Origin of the sequence: Caulobacter sp. 602-2, assembly GCF_011043625.1 — a bacterium.
Lineage (GTDB): Bacteria > Pseudomonadota > Alphaproteobacteria > Caulobacterales > Caulobacteraceae > Caulobacter.
Window position 1 is genome coordinate 24764 of record NZ_JAAKGT010000021.1, and the last position, 17991, is coordinate 42754.

Sequence of the window (17991 nt, forward strand, 5' to 3'; positions counted from 1 at the left end):
CATTTATAACCGACCAGTCGGATATAAATGAGTCCATCTCGCCGGGCAACCACCCTTCGGAAACGACGACGCCCCGGAACTGGAAGGCCCCGGGGCGCGCCATGGTCGTCCTGGCGGGCGCCTAGAACTGGATGTTGGCGCCGAAGAAGACGGTGCGGCCGCTCTTGGTGTGGTTCCACAGGCGCTGGGCGCCCGGCTGGGTGACCACCAGCTTCTTGGTCGTGTCGTAGACCCAGAAGCTGTTGTACTGGGCCTCGCGCTCGTCGGTCAGGTTCACCCCGTCCAGCGTCAGGCGGATGCGCGGCGAAAGCTGGTAGAAGGCCGCCGCGTCGACATAGGTGGTGGCCTCGAAGCCGCCGCTGTCGATGGTGTAGTCCGAACGGTAGTTGGCCGACATCCGGCCGCCCCACTTGGGGGTCTCGTAGTAGAGCGTGATGTTCGAGTTGACGTCGGACATGCCGTAGATCTCGCCCTTGAAGTCCAGGGTGTTGATCTTGTTGGTCGTCTCGGAGTCGATCAGGGTCAGGTTGGCCACCACGCCCATGTTCTTCAGCGGCCCGGGCAGGAAGAAGAAGTCGCTCTGGGCGCTCAGTTCCAGACCCGTCAGGGTGGCGTCGTTGAGGTTCACCTGGCGGGTGTAGGAGGCGACGTTGGTCGACCCCGTCACGCCCGGATAGAGGCCCTCGGCCAGGCCGGTGCTGGAATAGGGCACGTTGGTCACGGTCTGGCTGCTGACCAGGCCGTCGATCTTCTTGTGGAACACGCCGGCGGTCAGCATGCCGACGCTGCCGAAGTACCACTCGGCCGACAGGTCGAACTCGTCGGAGGTGTAGGGGTCGAGGTTCGGGTTGCCGGTCGAGACCGTGACGGTCGAGCCGTCGACGCTGATCGTGCCGTTCATGGCGTAGGCGGCCAGGGCCGGACGGTTGATGTTCTGGGCGGCGGCGGCGCGGATCTGGAACTGGTCGGAGACCTCCAGCACCGCATTGAACGCCGGCAGCACGCCCGAATAGCTCTTCTTCACCGTCGCGGGCACGTTGTAGGAGACGCCCGCCGTCGTGCGGGTGGTCACGCCCGACGAGGTCAGCTCGGTGTCATAGGCCCGCGCGCCGATGTTGCCGCGCAGGCGCATGCCGGCCAGCTCGGTCTTCCAGTCCAGCTGCACGTAGCCGGCCTTGGTCTCTTCCTCGACCTCATAGACCGACTTGGGGGCGCTCAGGGTGCGGGTGACGTTGTACTGCGCCAGCGCCTTGTTCCAGTCGACGATGATCCACGACTGGTCCTTATGCTTGTCGAAGATCTTGTAGTAGTTGGTCACGCGGTCATCCAGCGTGCCCTTCTCCCACGGCGTCTTGTTCACGTCGTCGTTGGTCTGGGTGTAGCCCGAATTCTTGAAACCGCGGAACGACAGGCCGCCCTTGAGGATCAGGGCCTCGTCGAACTTGTAGGCCAGGTTGACCTCGGCGTTGTTCAGTTCGGTCGTCTGGTAGGTGGCCGAGAAGTCGATTTCGTGGGCGCGGTAGTTGTTCGGGTCGATGGTGTTCCAGCCATAGGTGTTCTTGGCCGTCTTGCCGCGGTAGTCGGTGATCAGGTCGCCGAACGCCTCGGTGTAGAACTTGTCGGAGATCGGGATGTCGTAGTCCGACGTCTCCTGGCCGATGTGGCCGTCGACCTTCAGCTTCTCGGAGACCTCCCACTCGCCGGTCAGGACCAGTTGCTTGAAGGTGTTCTCGGTCTCCTGGCGACGGGTCTCGGTGGCGAACACCGTGTTGGCGACGTCGGCGTAGATGATGGTGTTGTACTGGTCGTACTGGATCGAGCGCAGCACCGGGGCGGCGGTCGTCACGCCCGAGTGCGGCGTGGCCGCGCCCAGGATGGTCGAACCGACGCTGGCGCGGGTGGCCAGGTGGTTCTCGCTGCGGTCGTTGGAGAACTTGCCGTACAGGCCGTCGAGCGTGAGGGTCAGGCTCTCGACCGGGCGCCATTGCAGGGCGGTCGTCACGCCCAGGCGCTCGTTGTCGGCGCCCCACACCGAAAGACGGTTGCCGCGCTGGAAGATCAGCTCGCCGGCCAGCGCCTTGGCCGCGTCGGTCGGGCTGAGATTGACGACGTTGGCGGCGTTGGCCTTCTGCTGGCCCGCGCCGTAGGTGTTGTAGCCCTGCTCCTCGACCTGGCGCTTGGAGTAGGCGACCGAGACCAGGACGCCGAACTTGTCGTCCCAGTTCTGGCTGATCATGCCGGCGACGCGCGGCTGGAAATCCTTGGTGGCGCTGTTGGTGCCGCCCTGCAGCGACAGCGCGGCCTTGCGGCCCGAGTACTCGAACGGCTTGGCGGTGTAGAGGCCGACCGTGCCGGCCATGCCGCCCTCGTCCTGCTCGGCCGAGAACGACTTGCGCACGTCGATCTTCGAGAACAGCTCCGAGGCGAAGATGTTGAAGTCGAACGCCCGGTCACGCGAGGTCTGGCCGCGGCTGTCCATCGGCGAGTCGACGTTGCCCAGCACTTCCATGCCGTTCAGCTGCACGCGGGTGAAATCCGGACCCAGGCCCCGCAGGGACACGCGGCGGCCTTCGCCGGCTTCGCGGTTGATGGCCACGCCCGGCAGGCGCTGCAGCGACTCGGCGAGGTTGAGGTCGGGGAATTTGGCCATGTCCTCGGCGACGATGACGTCGGCGACGATGCTGCTGTCGCGCTTCATCTCGCGGGCCACGCCCAGCGACTTGCGGAAGCCCTGGACGACGATGGCCTCGACGGCGTCGGCGTCATCGGCGGCGGTGGCGATCGGCGCGTCGGCCGAGATGTCGGCGGCCTGGGCCGGCGCGGCGAGCATGGCGAAGACCAGGACGGCCGACGCGGCGCTGAGCGACAGCGCTTTCTTCGTGGTGGACATGAGACCCCCTGCAACTGGATCGCCGGGAAGCCTCCAAGAGCGGGCCTCCGGCGCGATGGCGGGGCGGTTAGGGCGAAATTGTGACCGCGTGTTACGAGTTTGATAACGGCCCGATGAAGCCCCACGTCGGGCGTTCGACTTTCCCCGTATTTGTTGCGAATGGGCCGCAGGGCGGTGGCGCAGGCCTGACGTCGAACCGTCATGCGCCGTGGCTAGACAGGCCGCTTTCTCAGGGTGGAGGGCGTGCGATGCTGGGCCTGTTGGCGGCGATGACGATGGCGGCGGGCGCTGAGGCGCCGCTGCGGATGAACGACCTTGTGGCCGTCGGCACCCACAATTCCTACAAGCAGGCGATCCCGCCGGCCGAGCTGGCCGCGATGGTCGCCGCGCGCGGGCGACCCGTCCTGGCCCTCGACTACGCCCATCGACCGCTTGCCGAGCAGCTCGACGCCGGCGCCCGCCAGCTGGAGATCGACGTCGTCGCCGACCCGCAGGGAAACCGCTACGCCAGACCCCTGACCGCCCTGGGCGGCGGAACGACCCTGCCGCCGGCGACGGCGCAGGCCCTGGCCCGCCCCGGCTTCAAGACCCTGCACATGCCCGACGTCGACTTCCGCACCTCGTGCGTGACCTTCGTCGAATGCCTCTCGCAGCTCCGCGCCTGGTCGGACGCCCATCCGAGCCACGTCCCGATCCTGATCCTGCTCAACGCCAAGGAGGGCCAGCCCAGCCTGCCGGGCGGCGTCACGCCCCTGCCCTTCGACGAGAAGACCTTCGATGCGCTGGACGCCGAGATCCGCGGCGTCTTCGGCCCCGATCGCCTGATCACCCCCGACCTGGTGCAGGGCAGGAAGGCCACCCTGCGCGAGGCGGTGCTGGCCGGCGGCTGGCCGACGCTGGAGGCCGCCCGCGGCAAGGTGTTCTTCGCCCTCGACGAGGGGCCGGCCAAGGTGGCGATCTATCGCGGCGCCCGCGCCTCGCTGGAAGGCCGGGCGATGTTCGTCAACACCGACGAGGCCTCGCCGGCCGCCGCCTACCTGACGCTCAACGATCCGATCGCCCAGAAGGACCGCATCGCCGCGGCCGTGAAGGCCGGGTTCATCGTGCGCACCCGCGCCGACGCCGACACCTGGGCCGCCCGCGCCGCCGACGTGACCATGCGCGACGCCGCGCTCTCCAGCGGCGCCCAGTACGTCTCGACCGACTACATGTGGGCCGACCCGCGCCTGCCGGGGAACTACACCGTGCGCCTGCCGGACGGCGTGGCGGCCGCCTGCAATCCCGTTCGCGCGCCCAAGGGCTGCAACGACGCGGTCGAAATGACCGCCGGCGCTGTTTCCAGGGCAATCCCGAAATAGGCAAACGCAAGTCGCCGAACGGCGCTTGCCAAAACGATAGTTATAGCTAGCATCCTCCTCGTACGGACATGCGGGGGATTGTAGTGCGCAAGCTGCAAGTGTTCGCCGGGGTCGCCGCCGTCGCCTTGATGGCGTCGGCGACCTCATCCTGGGCTCAGACGGCCGACCAGGCCGCGCCCGTCGCGTTGGACGAGATCGTCGTCACCGCTCAGAGACGGGCGGAGAACCTTCAGGAGGTGCCCGTCTCGGTCACCGCCATGACAGGCGCCCAGCTGCAGAACCAGCGGGTCGGCGACGTGCTGGCGCTGTCGGGCCTGGCGCCCGGCCTGCAGATCAAGACCGACGACAACGCCGCCAATCCGCGCATGTTCATCCGCGGCATCGGCGTCAACGACTTCAACCCCGGCACGGCCAGCGCCGTCGGCGTCTATGTGGACGGGGTGTACGTGGCCTCGCCGCTGGCCCAGCTGGCAGGCTTCTATGACCTTGAACAGGTGGAGGTGCTGCGCGGACCGCAGGGCACGCTCTACGGCCGCAACACCACCGGCGGGGCGATCAACGTCACGACCCGCAAGCCCTCGAGCACGCCGGGCGGCGACATCGCCGTCGAGTACGGCCGCTTCAACGCGATCAACGCTCAGGGCGGCTTTGGCGGACCGATCGCCGGCGACGCCCTGTCGTTCCGCATCAGCGGCCTCTACGACAAGAACGACGGCTATACGACCAACCGCCTGACGGGGAACAAGGGCAACGACGCCAACCGCTGGGCCACGCGCCTGGCGCTGCGCTACAAGCCCGACGACAAGCTGACGGCCGACCTGACGCTGAGCCTCAACCAGTCGCGCGGCGGCTCGATCTGGACCTATCACCGCTCGCTGGTGGCCCAGACGCCCGAGGCGGCCGGCGACTTCGATCCCAGCCTCGGCTACGCCGTCTGCAAGCCGGCCTACTACACCTCGGGCCAGTGCACGAACGTGCTGGGCTACGCCAACACCAGCAACGACCTCTACGAAGGCGACTACCGCTTCGAGGGCAAGGACATCGTCAAGCTGTTCGGGGCGACGGCCAGCGTCTCCTACGACCTGGGCGACATGACCCTCTACTCGATCACCGGCTACCAGCGCGCGGCCCGCGACGACTGGGAGGACACCGACGCCAATCCGCTGCAGGTGATCAGCGCGCGCTACATCGCCCTGCAGGAGACGGCCAGCCAGGAGTTCCGGCTGCAGTCGAACGGCCAGGGCCCCACCCGCTGGGTGACCGGCCTCTACTGGGCCAAGGACGACCTGTCCAACGACAGTCGCTACGACGTGCTGGGCGATCTGCGCAGCCCCACGCCCGACAATCCGACCGGCATGGACCCGGCCGCCAGCATCGGCGTGTTCGGCTGGCCGCTGACCCAGAAGACCCGCAGCTGGGCGGTCTTCGGCCAGGTGGACCACGACCTCACCGACCGGCTGACCTTTACGGCGGGCCTGCGCTATTCGGTCGACGACAAGAGCTTCCACTATGTCAGCGACGTCGACTACGGCCTGCTGACGCTGTTCACCTACGACGGCGACAAGACCTTCAAGTCGCTGTCGGGGCGCCTTGGCCTGCGCTACGCGCTGAGCGACGACGCCAACCTCTATGCGACCTACAATCGCGGCTACAAGAGCGGCGGCTTCTTCACCGGCCAGACCACAGCGCCGGAGGACCTTGGTCCCTATGACGACGAGACCGTCGACGCCTTCGAGGTGGGGGCCAAGAGCGAGTTCTTTGATCGCCGCCTGCGCCTGAACGCGGCCGCCTTCTATTACGACTACCAGGACCTGCAGGTTTACACCGTGATCCAGCGCGGGGCCCTGTCGGTGCAGTACTTCACCAACGCCTCGGCCGCCCGGGTCTACGGCGCCGAGGCCGAGATCGAGGCGCGGCCGATGCGCGGCCTGTCGCTGACCCTGGGCGCGGCCCTGCTGAACGCCGAGTACAAGGACTTCGTCTCGGTCGGGCAGGACTATTCGGGCAATCGCCTGCCCTCGGCCCCCAAGGCCAGCGTCAACGGCGTGGTCCGCTACGAGCACCCGCTGCCGGTCGGCGACTTCGCCGGCCAACTGGACTTCACCTACCGCTCGAAGGTCTTCTTCGACACCGCCAACACCGAACGGCTCAGCGACAAGGGGCGGGCCTATGTCAACGGCCAGCTGGGCTGGAAGCTGGACGGCGGCCGCTACGAGCTGGGCGTGTGGGGCAAGAACCTGTTCGACGAGACCAACATCCTCGACATCACCGCCATCGAGGGCCTGGGCTTCGACGTGTTCAGCATGGGACCGCCGCGCACCTACGGCCTCTATCTGCGGGCCCGCTATTGAGCGGCCAGGCCGGGGCCTGGATCGGCCCGAAGCCCAGCCTGACCCAGCGGCTGGCGGTGCTGTGGATCGGGATCGTCGGGGTGCTGTTTCCCGGCGTCGGCCCGCTGCTGCTGGGCGGACTGGAGGCGGCGGGGCGGCTGACGGCGACCGAGATCGGCCTTGCCGGCATGGCCGAGCTGGCGGCCATGGGCGTCGGCGCGGCCGTGCTGGGGCCCCTGTTCGGCGCAAGGCGACTGCGGCCGGCGGCGGTGGCCTGCGGCTGCTTCCTGGCGGCGCTGAACCTGGCCTCGACGCTCGCCCATGACGGCCTGCTGGTGCTGACCCGCGCGGCGGCGGGCCTGCCGGCCGGCGCGCTGATCTGGATCATCACCGGCATGATCGTGCGCTCGTCGCGGCCCGACCGCTGGTCGGGAATCTACCTGACCGTCCAGACCCTGGCGCAACTGGCCGTGGTGGCCGGCCTGACCATCTTCGTCATCGGCCGGTTCGGCCCTGACGGCGGGTTCGTGTCGCTGGCGGCGCTGGCCGCATCGGCGGCCGTGGCCGGTTTCCTGGCCCCGCGCGCCTGGGCCGCCCTGCCCGAGACCGAGGACGGGCCCAAGGGCCTGCCCAGTCCGCGCGGCTGGGCCGCCCTGGCGGCGGTGTTCTGCTTCCAGGCCTTCATCCTGGCCCTGTGGATCTACGCCGAGCCGCTGTCACGCCAGGCGGGACACCCGGCGACGACGGCGGGCCTGGCCTTTTCGATCTCGCTGGCCGCCCAGGTCGCCGGCGGAGCGGCGGCCACGGCCCTGGCCGGACGGATGTCGTGGTTCGTGTCGCTGACCCTGGGCGTGGTCGCAGCGGCCGCCTGCCTGCTGGCCTTCGCCGCCCTGCCGCCGGCGCCGGCCTTCCTGGCCGCCTCGGGCCTGTTCGGCTTCGCCTGGCTGTTCGCCTCGCCGTTCCTGACCCCTCTGGCCATCGAGGCCGATCCCAGCCGGCGCGCGGCGCTGCTGGGCCCCGGCGCCAGCCTGCTGGGCTGCGCGACCGGGCCGCTGCTGGCCGCCCTGATCGTCAGCGAACACGACGTGCGCCCGGCCGTCTGGCTGGCCGGCGGCCTCGCGATCGCCACCCTGGCCTTGATTTGCGGCCTCCACCTGACCCGCCGCGCGTAAAGCGTGGGGATAAGCCAGTTTGGCCATTGCAGGCGCGCCAGACCTCTGATAGCCATCCGCCCTCTTCGCCGACGCAAGCGTGTCGACCCGGTGGCCCGGTGGCGGAGTGGTTACGCGCCGGACTGCAAATCCGTTTACCCCGGTTCGATTCCGGGCCGGGCCTCCACCCTCTTCTCCTTCATAGCAGACAGGGCTTCTCGCCCTCGCGCCGCTATACGGCGTCACCCGCGGGACAGGCCGCGCCCGGGGCGCTCTTCACCGTGCAGAGCAGCATCAGCCATTCGGAGACCTTGGCGCCGGGCAGCGGGATCAGCACCTCCAGCGTCGGCCGGTAGGCGGTGTTGAACAGCGTGGCCAGGGTGAAGGTCTGCGCGCCGTCGGCGCGATCCCAGGTCCCGGAAAAGTCGGACTGGCCGGCGGCGGCGCGCTGGGCGTCGAACTTCACCGTCGAGTTGACGAACTCCTGGTGGGTCTGCTCGCCCAGCGCATAGGGCGTCAGCCAGGCCAGCACCCCGCCCAGGCTCCCGCCGTTCGGATTGACGTACGAGAACCAGTCGTGGCCATGGCCCCGCGCCGCCAGGGCCGCGATCATCAGCGCGTTGACGTCGTAGGTCAGGTAATGGATCGCGTCGCGGCTGTGATAGTCGTAGACGGTGCCGTCCGCGTAGACGTTGCCGTCGACCTGCCGCTGATAGGCCTGGCCCGCCCGGGTGATCAGCGCCGCATCGCCCGTCTCGTAGGCCGACATCGTCGCCAGCTTGACGCGATGGCTCTGCCAGTTGTGGACCACGGTGGCGTACTTGCCCTCCATGTCGGAGAGATAGCCCTCGGACATCTTGCGCATCAGCGCGACGAAGCGGTCGCGGACGGCGGGATCCAGGTCCTCGCGCGACAGGTCGAAGGCCATGATCATGACGTCCAGCCGGGTCTCGTCGATCGGATTGAACGTGGGCGAGTAGATCGCCGTCCAGGCGTCGAAATAGCGGTTCAGCGTGGCCAGGTGGCGCGGATCGCCGGTGATCCGATAGGCCACGGCCTGGTCGAGCATGACGGGAAAGTCCCGCTCGGCCTTGATGCTGGCGGTACGCTGCGGATCGCCTGGCAGCGTGCCCTCGACGCGGAACGCCGACACCGGCGCGGGCGCGCGGTTCACGGTCTTGATGGCGCGAGCGATGAACTTGCCGCCCACGCCCTCCCGTCCCATCTGCTTGACCGCCTGCACCGTTGCGGGATCGACGACCGCGAAATCGGCCGCCCGCACCGAACCGGCCCAGCTCAGGACAAGCGCCACGGCCAGCACCAGAGCCTGCAGCCCCCAGATCCTGGCCGGCGCCGGTCTCGCCAGCGCCGCAGCCGTAAATCTTCCAACATTCCGGGTCATACTGAACCCCTCGATACTCGGGACACTGGGACGCCGGGAGCCGCGACGAACGGGCTGCCCGCCTCCCACGGCCACTCCGCTTGGGCACTAGGGCGGCAACGTGGCGGCTTGAGCATACGAGCCGAGGGAAAGAGAGCGCAGGTCAAACCCTATGCAGAGATTGTCGTACGACGATCAAAATTGCGGCGAGACCATCGCTGTTAAGCGTTGCCGTTCGGAGAATCCGGATTTCCCAAGTCGCATCGCGTGCTATGGAGATGTTGCGACGCAAGATCGCGCAAAGCGTGGATGAACACGGGCGCGCCACAAACTCGCCTGAAGAACGCATCCTCTACGGCAAGAAACCTTCAAATCTCGCCTTCACTTCAACGTCTTTGTTGACGGGACATAAGCACACGATGCTAGCGAAACTTCGCACCGCCGTTCGCAAGAAGGTCGTCGGCCTGAATCGGGATTACCTCCGCCTGATCTACGGGATGAACATCCATCCCACCGCCCGCATCTCGTTCGGCGCCCGCCTCGACAAGACCAACCCCCGCGGCGTGCACATCGGCGCGCGCACCGCCGTCACCAACGGCGCGGTCGTCCTGTCGCACGACGGCGTGCGCAAGATGCATCGCCGCACCGTCATCGGCGACGACTGCTTCATCGGCATCAACTCGGTGATCCTGCCCGGCGTGGTGATCGGCGACCAGGTCATCGTCGCCGCCGGCGCGGTGGTTTCCGAGAACGTGCCGTCGAACTGCGCCGTCGCCGGCAACCCGGCCAAGGTCATCAAGCGCGGCATCGAGCTGAGCGAAGGCCGGATGGCCAACCGGGAGTGGACGAAGGAATCATGAGCGCGCCCGCCCCTCTCTTCTATCTCTTCACCACCACCGACTTCCTCTCGCCGCGCGGCCACGAGCTGGAACGGCACATCGCGGCCCTGCGCGAAAGCGAGACCGAACTCGGCGCCGGCGCGATCCGCAGCTTCATCCTGCTGCAGCGCGCCAGCGACGCCGACGTAGAGGCCTTCCGCCAGAAGGCGCCCAGCTTCATGACCGTGGTCGGCTCGCCCCAGCGCATGTCGCTGTCTGCGGCCCGCAACGTGCTGCTGAACCTTTTCGCCCAGGAAGCCGGCGACACCGTCTCGCCCGACGCCATCGGCGCCTTCCCCGACGACGACGCGTGGTATCCGCCCGGCGCGCTGGCCACCCTGCGCAAGGTGTTCGCCGACACCCCGCAGCTCGACCTGGCCTTCTGCCGCTACGGCTCGCAGCCCCAGCCGGCGGGCGACCTCTCGGTCCAGCTTCGCCCGGCCAGCCTCGACGAGGCGGTCAAGAACGCCTCGTCCAACACCATCTTCCTGCGCAGCGGCCTGCTGCGCGACCTGGGCGGCTTCGACGAGAACCTGGGCCTGGGCACGCCCAGCGGCGGCGGCGAGGACACCGACTACGCCATCCGGGCCTATTTCGGCGCCAAGGACGTGGTCTATCTCGACGTCCAGATGATCGGTCACCGCGACAAGATCGTCGAGAAGCGCCAGGAGTATTTCCTGGGCAGCCTGCTGGCGATCGCCAAGAACCGCGGCCTGGGGCCCGCCGCCAACCGGCAGTACCTGCGCAAGATCGCCGTCGGCGTCTATTACCTGCTGCGGCGGCGCATGAGCCTTTCGACGCTGGTCAGCGCCGTGCGCGCCTCGCTGTCGACGACCAAGCTGCGCTACGGGATCGCTGAATGACGTTTCGCGTCCTTTTCTTCGTCGGCTACCTGTCGTTTCTGCTGAACTTCGACCTGGCGTTCCGGGCCGACGGCATCAATGCGCTGATCAAGTCGTTCTTCCTGATCGCCGCCATCGTCTATGTGGCGACCCGGCCCAAGAACTACGTGGTGCTGGTGCTGCTGGCGGCGACGCTGGCCCTGACCACGATCCTGGCGATGGCCACCGACTGGGCCAGCTTCAGCTGGGACGTCTATCTGCGCGCCGTCACGCAGTACATCATCCCGTTTCTGCTGCTGGCCGGCATTCCCGACAAGAAGGACATCAACTTCGGGCTGGTCCTGGCCTCCTGGGTGCCGCTGCTGGCGCTTGGGCTAGGCCTCGTCTACCAGGTCATCGGCGTCTGGAGCATGTTCAGCCAGGGCTATACGGGCGTTCCGCGCCTGCAGGGCTCGACCATTCCGGCCTTCCTGGGCGGCTTCGCCATGGCCGGCGCCTTCGCCGCGGGGCAGTACGCCAGCCTTCGCGACCGCCGCTACGCCATACTGGCGGGCGTGAACATGCTGATCCTGGTGGCGACCGCAGCCCGGATGCCCGTGGCCATCGCCGCCATGCTGCTGGCCTACACCTATTTCGCCACCTACAAGGACCGCGGCTCGCGCAAGTTCCTGATCGGCTTCGGCGGCGTCTACGCCGTGCTGGGCGCGGTCGCCGTGCTCGGCGGCCCGATCATCAAGCGCTTCTCGATGAACAGCCTCAGCGGCCGCGAACTGCTCTGGAACTATCTCGAGGGGCTGCTGCAGGAATACGGCCGCACCGGCATCGGCTTTGGCCACGCGATCAAGGCCGTGCCGCGCAGCGTCTACATCCTCACGGGCTCGGCCGCCTCGCACAACGACTTCCTGCGCATCGCCGTCGAGCTCGGCTATGTCGGCTCGTTCGCCTTCTTCGGCATGTTCATCGGCGCCATGGCGGCGGTGTGGCTGTCGCGCCGCCATCCGCCCAACGCCACCATGCTGGTCGCCGCGCTCGGCTACCTGATGCTCAGCCTGACCGACAACGCGCTGGCGACGCCGCCCTACTTCACGCTGCTGTTCGTCGGGGCCATCGCCTCGTTCGCCACGCGCGAGGTCCGCAGCCCCAGGCCGCGACCGTCGCGGCCGGCCTGGCTGACGCCGCCTGGAAGCGCGGGACGCGGGGTGTCGCGCGGCGCGATCAGTTGAGACCCGGCCTTGCCACGCTCGCGGCGGCGACCCTGATGGCCTCGGCGCCGCTTTCCGCTCACGCCAAGGCCGATCGGCCGCTGCAGGTGGTGACGATCGGCGCCAGCCTGACGTCCCGCAACCACTGGCAGCCCGAACTGCAGAAGCGCCTCAGCGCCTGCCTTCACCGCGAGGTGCGGGTCACCCGCGTCGCCGCGCCCGGCGTGACCTCGCGCTGGGGGCTGGACGCCATGGACCGGGCCGTCGCGCTGCGCCCGGACGTGGTGACCATCGACTTCGCCGGCGGCGACGCCAACCTGCTCAAGGGCGTGGGGCCGCGCGAAAGCCTGGACAACGCCCGCTCGATGGTTCGCCGCCTGCGCAAGGAGTTCCCGGGCAGCCGCATCTTCCTGCTGGCGATGAACCCGTCCGTCGGCATGGCGCAGCTCACGCGGCCTCGCCTCGACCTCTACTATCGCCAGTACCAGCAACTGGCCCGCGAAGAGGGTGCGACCTTCGTCGACCATCGCCCCCTGTGGCGCAAGCTTGGTCCGGACACGCTCCGCCGGGCCATCCCCGACGGGCGCCATCCCGATCCGGACTACGCCCGCCGCATCGTCGCACCGCACATGGCGGCCCAGATCGCCGGCAAACCCTGCTGAGCAAGGCCGACGAAGGTCAGGCCAGGACGGTTTCCAGGGCGCTGGTCGCACCCTCCTGGCGGAACAGCCGCGCATAACCGACGGCGTCCAGGCCGGCCTGGCGCGCCAGGTCCGGCTGGTCGATCCAGCGAACGACGGCGTCGGCGAAGGCCTCGGGTCCATCGACGGCGGCGAACGGCGCGGCCTCGCCCACCGGGAAGCCGTAGGCCCCCACGCGGGTGGTCACGCAGCCCAGGCCCAGGTTGAAGCAGTCGACCATCTTGATCTTCAGCCCGCTGCCCATCCGCACCGGATTGATGGCGAAGGCGCACCGGCCGGCCACCGACGACAGGTCGTCGACCCGACCGTGAAGAACCACCCCCGCGCGCTCGTCGCGGAAGTCCTCGCAGATCGAGCCGACCAGGTTCAGCACGGCGTCCGGACGGCGCGCCCTGACCTGGTCCCAGACCGTGTCGAAGAACCAGCGCAGGCCGTCCACGTTGTGGTGCGCGCGCGTGCCCAGATAGAAGATCTGGTTGGCCGGACGCTCTGCCTGCCCGTCCAAAGCCGCGGGCTTGCTGCTGGCGGTGGGCAGGATGGTCACGCACGGCCGCGCCGGCGCCAGGTCGGCGAGGCGCTCCTGGTCGCTGCTGTTGATCGCGACGATGCAGTCGAACCGCCCCACGATCGCGGCCTCGGCGTCGCGCTCGATCATCGGCAGGACCTTGAAGCCGTTCTCGGCGAAGGAACGCGACCGCTCGTAGAAGACGTCATGGGCCACCAGCACGGTGCGTGCCTGGCCTTTCCAGCCCTCGAGCGGCGCCGCGCGGAAGATGGTGTCGACCGCCAGCACGTCGACGTCGGCGGGGATCAGTTCGGCGACCGCCCGCCGCTCTCGCGGCGACAGGAAACGGCCGATCCGGGCCACCCGGTCTCCCTCGCCTGCCGAAGCGCCGCCCCCGCGCTTGGGCGCCAGGGTCTTCAGCATCGCCTTGCCGGCCCGCGCGATCGCTTGCGGCGTGACGCAGACCAGCAGGTCGCCGACCTGCCGGGCGTGGATGTAGCGAACCTGGGCCTCGACACGGGGCGCGCGGGTCACGACCGCCTTGAAGCGGCGCGTCGTGCAGATGACCGTGACGGCGTAGCCGAGGTCGATCAGGCCCTGCAGGATCGTATGGTTGTAGGTGCTCGGGCCGCTCTGGTTCGGAGCCGGCGGCTCATCGCAGATGAAGGCCGCGGTACGCTTGCCGACCGTCATCGCGCCGCACGCCTAACGCGCTGAACGTGCCGTTTCTTATGCATGCAGTTCATCGATCCGAGAATGTGTGACCCACTCAAACCTAAGCGCTTGCTATAGGTGAGGCAAGAATATATGCGTCACGAAAGGCAATATAAGAACATACAAAGCCGAAACCCAACTTTCGTTTTTTGTGACAGAGATCGCTGACCTTGAGCATAAGACTGCAAGTGTTTTGGTCGGCGCTGCGGCACTGGGGCGTGCGCCTCGGATCCGTTGCCGTGTTCTTCGCTTTGGCAAGAATCTTGCCGAAGGAACAGCTTGGCCTTTTCAGCGCGGCCATCGCCGTCATCGCCATCGCCGAGATCTTCGCCGAGAACGGCCTGGGCGAAGCCGTGGTCCAGGCCAAGGAGATCGATGACGAGATTCTGTCAGCCGCGGCGCTGTTCAACGTCGGCTTCTCGATCATCGTCGCGGCCGCCTGCCTGATCTTTTCAGCCCAGCTCGAGACCTTCCTCGGCGCGCCCGGCCTGACCCCCATCCTGTCGGTGGCGCTGGTCGCCGTCCTGATCAACGCGCTGAGCTACATTCCCCAGTCCGTCCTGCGCCGCAACGGCGACTTCCGCTGGCTGGCCATGCGCGGGCTGATCGCCACCCTGGTCAGCGGCGCGGTCGGCGTGGGCCTGGCCCTGCTGGGCTTCGGCGCCATGAGCATGGCCGCCCAGCTGGTGCTGTTCGCGCTGATCAACGCCGTCATGGTGTGGTGGCGCCGCCCCTGGACGCCCCGTCCGGCCTCGCCCGCGCGGGCCCTGCCGCTGGTGCGCTTCGGCTCCAAGGTCTTCGCCTCGCGCATGCTCGACTATGTCGGCGGCCGCAGCATCGAGCTGTTCATCGTCGCGGCCCTCGGCCCCGCCGCCCTGGCGCTCTACATCATGGGCTCGCGCATCTACGCCGTGCTGATGCAGCTGATCAGCGCGGTGACCATCGACGTGTCGATGCCGCACTTCTCGCGCCTGGCCGACGACCGGCCCGCCCTGGTGGAAGCGCTCTACAAGTCGTTCGAACTGACCTCGGCCCTGGCCTTCCCGATCTTCGTGATGCTGGGCGCGCTGGCCCCCGAGATCACCGACATCGCCTTTGGCCGCAACGGCCACGGCAGCGAGGCGATCCTGCTGCCGCTGTCGCTGCTGGGCGCCTTCCGCCTGCTGCAATACTACAACGGCACGCTGCTGAACGCCGTGGGCCGCCCCGGCGTGGCGATGGTCGTCCAGGGCATGAAGGCGATCGCCTCGGTGATCGTGCTTTCCGCCACCTACGGCCGCAGCCTGCAGACCATCGTGCTGGCCTTCTCGATCTCGCACGCAGTGCTGGGCATGGTCAGCTTCGCCTTCGGGCGGCGCGAGGTCGGCTATTCGCTGGCCCGCCTGCTGAAGATCGTCACGCCGTTCGCGCTCAGCGCCTTCCTGATGTTCGGCGCGATCTGGGCGCTGCGCCCCTATGTCGGCACGCTCGGCCACTCGCTGCCGCGGCTGGTGGTGCTGGGCGCGATCGGGGGCGCGGTCTACCTGGCCAGCGCCATGCTCTTCAACGGCCCCGCCCTGCGCCGGGCCATCGTTTCGGTAGGCGGGCGCCGCGTCCCCGCCTGGATCAAGGGAACTGCAAATTGAGCCGCATCGCCGAAGGACGCAAAAAGTCGCCGCGCGAACGCCTGCGTGAGCTCGTCCGCACGCCGCAGATGCTGTCGCAGTGGTCCCGCGCGCGCTCGGCCCTGGCGGCCCAGCCCTCCGAAGAGCCGCCGAAAAGCCTGGTGATCCTCAGCGCCGATGGCCGCGACCCGTTTGGCTCGCGCGGCGACGAGGCGATGATCCAGGCGATCATCGACGAGGCCCGCCGCCGCACGCCCGGCGTCCGCATCGGCATCGCCACCGCCGGCAACGACCTGCCCGAACGCATCGTCGCCCAGGGCGTCGAAGCCGTGCCGGTCTGGCGCGCGCCGTGGAACCTGGGCGACATCGCCAAGGGCCTGCGCGCCTACGACGCCCTGCTGGTCATCGGCGCCGACGTGCTCGACGGCTACTATTCCAGCATCACCTCGCTGCGCCTCTGGATGGTCGCCGAGATCTTCGCCAGCGCGGGCGGCCGCGCGGTGATCGGCGGCTTCTCGTTCAACAGCAGCGCGGCCTGGCCGGTCCGCCTGTTCCTGAAGAACAAGCTCTCGCCGAGCCTGGCCATCAACCTGCGCGACCCGGTGTCGCTTCGCCGGTTCGACGCCCTGTCGGCCACGCCCGGCCGCCGGGTCGCCGACTGCGCCTTCATGCTGAAGCCGCGTGAGTCGGACGCCATCGCCCAGACCCTGGCCTGGGTCCGCGCCCAGCGCGCCGAGGGCCGCCCGGTGTGCGGCCTGAACGTCCACCCGATGCTGGTGCCCAACCGCGACCCCGAGGAGATCGGCCGGCTGGTCGAGGCCGCCGCCACGGCGGCCCGCCGCCTGATCGACGAAACGGGCTCCAGCGTCGTGCTGCTGCCCCACGACTTCCGTGGCGAAACTCACGGCGACGTGGCGCTGCTGGCCCGCGTGCTCGAGGCGATCGACCGCCCCGGCCACGCCTTCCTGCAGGACAAGGAGATCTCGGCCGGCGAGATCAAGGCGATCGCCGCCGAGCTCGACATGGTGTTCACCGGCCGCATGCACCTGGCGATCGGCTCGCTGGGCTCGGGCGTGCCCGTCGTCGGCATTACCTACCAGGGCAAGTTCGCGGGCCTCTTCGAGCACTTCTCGCTGTCTGAAGAGCAACTGATCGCGCCCGAGGAAGCCAAGGACGCCGAGCGCCTCAGCCGCCTGGTGCTCGACTCGTTCGCCAAGGCCCCGGCCCTGCGCGCGCAGGTCGCCGAGGCCCTACCCCAGGTGAAGAGCGCCTCGCAGTCCAACCTCAGCACGCTCTGGCCCGTCGCCTGAGGACAGGCCCACAAACGAAAGCGGCCCCTCTTTCGCAAGAGGGGCCGCTTCAGTTCGTCGAAGACGTGAAGGTCAGCTGACCGCCACGCCCGTCTGGATGAAGTTGCGCAGCGCGCTGTGCAGGGCGCCGATCGACCGCCCAGCCTCTGGCGAAGGCCGCTCCAGGTCGGTCCGCGACAGCAGCCCGCCCAGTTCGTCGATGTCGTGAGCCACGTAGATGCCGGGGCTTCCGCCCAGCTGGCGGGCGGTGGCCATCTGGTGGTCGTTGCGGTGCTCGCCCTGGGCGGCCCGGCGCGGCACGATGATGATCGGCTTGCGATGGCGCTTGGCGGCCAGCACGGTGCCGATGCCGGCATGGGCGACAATCACCGAGGCTTCCAGAAACAGGGCCTCGAACTGGCGGGGCTCCATCGTGCGTCGCCACTCGATGTTGACGGGCTCCCGCCCCTGGGCGCCGATCTGGGCCACGACCTTGACGCCCAGCTTGGGCGCCAGTTCGTCCAGCGCGCCGATCAGCCGATCGAAGGGCAGCTGGGTGCCGACGGTCGCCAGGATCATAGCACTGCTCCGTAGTAGACCGGGCCGTTGCGATTGGCCAAGTGCTCCCACTGCGTCACCCAGAGGTCGGCGATCCGTCCGGCCATGCGGCCCGACAGCGACAGCCGCTCGGAATTGGCGACGCTGTCGATCCAGATCGTGCGCGCGCCGATCATCTTGCCGACCAGCAGCGCGATCAGGCCCGGCGCGGCGCCGGTCGAGATCACCACGTTCGGCTTGGCGTCACGCACCACCTTGGCCACCGCCATCAGGCCCGTCAGCACGCGCATCGGCTTGTTGGCGTTGAAGTCGGGAACGATGCGGGTGGCCCCGACGCCCGAGCGTTCGCCCAGTCCCTCCATCGTCGCGGCGTACTGCACGTCGCATCCCTGGAAGCTGTCGCGCAGCAGCATCAGCTGCTCCCAATGGCCGCCCGACGACGAGACCGCCAGGACCCGCGTCAATCGCCGCTCATCCATGTCCTTGGCCATGTCGGTTCCTCACGCCCCGACCGAAACCGGCGACGCGGCCGGTTCCGCGGCCTCGGCCGCCGCCCCGCGCCCCACCGAGGCGTAGGTGAAGCCGTGG

At 68.5% G+C, this 17991-nt stretch carries 14 protein-coding genes and 1 tRNA gene; 10 read left to right on the forward strand and 5 right to left on the reverse strand.

Annotation, left to right across the window (positions count from 1 at the left end):
* Nucleotides 1-121 precede the first annotated feature (121 nt).
* Nucleotides 122-2890 (reverse strand): TonB-dependent receptor, encoded by a 2769-nt coding sequence (locus tag G5B46_RS23790; protein WP_165263116.1) that lies wholly within the window; start codon nt 2888-2890, stop codon nt 122-124.
* A 248-nt stretch (nt 2891-3138) separates the two neighbouring features.
* On the opposite strand from G5B46_RS23790, the gene G5B46_RS23795 reads away from it, so the two are divergent.
* The 4 genes from G5B46_RS23795 to G5B46_RS23810 all read left to right on the forward strand — a co-directional run bounded on the left by G5B46_RS23795 (nt 3139) and on the right by G5B46_RS23810 (nt 7916).
* Entirely contained in the window at nt 3139-4248 is a 1110-nt protein-coding gene (locus G5B46_RS23795; protein WP_165263118.1) for a phosphatidylinositol-specific phospholipase C1-like protein, read from the forward strand.
* An 83-nt stretch (nt 4249-4331) separates the two neighbouring features.
* Complete coding sequence (locus tag G5B46_RS23800; RefSeq protein ID WP_165263120.1) at nt 4332-6599, forward strand: TonB-dependent receptor; 2268 nt, start codon at nt 4332-4334, stop codon at nt 6597-6599.
* Complete coding sequence (locus G5B46_RS23805) at nt 6596-7750, forward strand: MFS transporter (RefSeq protein ID WP_165263122.1); 1155 nt, start codon at nt 6596-6598, stop codon at nt 7748-7750. Before G5B46_RS23800 ends, G5B46_RS23805 begins: the two co-directional genes overlap by 4 nt.
* Before the next feature lie 92 nt (nt 7751-7842).
* Nucleotides 7843-7916 (forward strand) — tRNA-Cys (locus G5B46_RS23810).
* A 45-nt stretch (nt 7917-7961) separates the two neighbouring features.
* On the opposite strand, the gene G5B46_RS23815 is transcribed toward G5B46_RS23810, so the two are convergent.
* On the reverse strand, nt 7962-9131 hold the full coding sequence (locus G5B46_RS23815) for an alginate lyase family protein (RefSeq protein WP_165263124.1): 1170 nt from the start codon (nt 9129-9131) through the stop codon (nt 7962-7964).
* 260 nt (nt 9132-9391) lie between these two features.
* Between G5B46_RS23815 and G5B46_RS23820 the strand changes: the two genes are divergently transcribed.
* The 4 genes from G5B46_RS23820 to G5B46_RS23835 are packed head-to-tail and all read left to right on the forward strand — an operon-like array spanning nt 9392 to nt 12694.
* Nucleotides 9392-9970, forward strand: coding sequence for an acyltransferase (locus G5B46_RS23820; RefSeq protein WP_240903636.1), 579 nt, complete (start codon nt 9392-9394; stop codon nt 9968-9970).
* Nucleotides 9967-10851, forward strand: coding sequence for a glycosyltransferase family 2 protein (locus G5B46_RS23825; RefSeq protein ID WP_165263126.1), 885 nt, complete (start codon nt 9967-9969; stop codon nt 10849-10851). The genes G5B46_RS23820 and G5B46_RS23825 overlap by 4 nt, the downstream gene beginning before the upstream one ends.
* Nucleotides 10848-12053, forward strand: a complete 1206-nt coding sequence (locus G5B46_RS23830) for an O-antigen ligase family protein (protein WP_165263128.1) — start codon at nt 10848-10850, stop codon at nt 12051-12053. The genes G5B46_RS23825 and G5B46_RS23830 overlap by 4 nt, the downstream gene beginning before the upstream one ends.
* Complete coding sequence (locus G5B46_RS23835) at nt 12050-12694, forward strand: SGNH/GDSL hydrolase family protein (protein ID WP_165263130.1); 645 nt, start codon at nt 12050-12052, stop codon at nt 12692-12694. The genes G5B46_RS23830 and G5B46_RS23835 overlap by 4 nt, the downstream gene beginning before the upstream one ends.
* Nucleotides 12695-12710: 16 nt before the next feature.
* Here G5B46_RS23835 and G5B46_RS23840 read toward each other — a convergent pair whose 3' ends face one another.
* Nucleotides 12711-13931 carry a glycosyltransferase gene (locus G5B46_RS23840; protein WP_165263132.1) on the reverse strand — a complete coding sequence of 407 codons (1221 nt, stop codon included), beginning with the start codon at nt 13929-13931 and terminating at the stop codon, nt 12711-12713.
* A gap of 209 nt (nt 13932-14140) precedes the next feature.
* Between G5B46_RS23840 and G5B46_RS23845 the strand changes: the two genes are divergently transcribed.
* Nucleotides 14141-15577: an oligosaccharide flippase family protein gene (locus G5B46_RS23845; protein WP_346764975.1), complete on the forward strand. Its 1437-nt coding sequence runs from the start codon at nt 14141-14143 to the stop codon at nt 15575-15577.
* Nucleotides 15574-16866 (forward strand): polysaccharide pyruvyl transferase family protein, encoded by a 1293-nt coding sequence (locus G5B46_RS23850; RefSeq protein ID WP_165263136.1) that lies wholly within the window; start codon nt 15574-15576, stop codon nt 16864-16866. The genes G5B46_RS23845 and G5B46_RS23850 overlap by 4 nt, the downstream gene beginning before the upstream one ends.
* Before the next feature lie 72 nt (nt 16867-16938).
* On the opposite strand, the gene G5B46_RS23855 is transcribed toward G5B46_RS23850, so the two are convergent.
* Both G5B46_RS23855 and G5B46_RS23860 read right to left on the reverse strand, forming a co-directional pair.
* Complete coding sequence (locus tag G5B46_RS23855) at nt 16939-17424, reverse strand: glycosyltransferase (protein ID WP_165263138.1); 486 nt, start codon at nt 17422-17424, stop codon at nt 16939-16941.
* Nucleotides 17421-17894, reverse strand: a complete 474-nt coding sequence (locus G5B46_RS23860) for a glucuronosyltransferase (protein WP_240903638.1) — start codon at nt 17892-17894, stop codon at nt 17421-17423. The genes G5B46_RS23855 and G5B46_RS23860 overlap by 4 nt, the downstream gene beginning before the upstream one ends.
* Between the last annotated feature and the right edge of the window lie 97 nt (nt 17895-17991).